Below are 371 nucleotides of genomic sequence, written 5' to 3' on the forward strand. Positions count from 1 at the left end.
GAACACTTGCCAATGGTGCATTGCCACAACGCTCACCCAGACCATTCACGGTAACGTGAAGACCCTTGGCGCCGCTCAATACGGCAGCCAGCGAGTTGCTCACAGCCAGATCGTAGTCGTTATGGGCATGGAAATCGAAGTGAGAATTCGGATAACGGCGCACCATCTGACGCATATACTCCACACACTGCAATGGGTTCAGAATACCCAACGTATCAGGAAGAAGGAAGCGCTTGATAGGCAGTTTTACCAACTCATCCATCATCATGAAGAGATAGTCACGACTGTCACGCATACCGCTCGACCAGTCCTCCAAGTAGAGATTCACGGTGAATCCCTTGCTCAAAGCATAGTCGATAGTCTGCTTGATA

General features: G+C 50.1%; 1 protein-coding gene. It reads right to left on the reverse strand.

Going from position 1 to position 371, the window contains the following annotated elements:
• On the reverse strand, window positions 1–328 hold a 328-nt coding region (locus D4A39_RS19440; protein ID WP_497707277.1), incomplete at its 3' end, for a hydroxymethylglutaryl-CoA lyase-like TIM-barrel protein.
• Window positions 329–371 lie beyond the last annotated feature (43 nt).

The organism is Alcanivorax profundi, assembly GCF_003597125.1.
GTDB lineage: Bacteria > Pseudomonadota > Gammaproteobacteria > Pseudomonadales > Alcanivoracaceae > Alcanivorax > Alcanivorax profundi.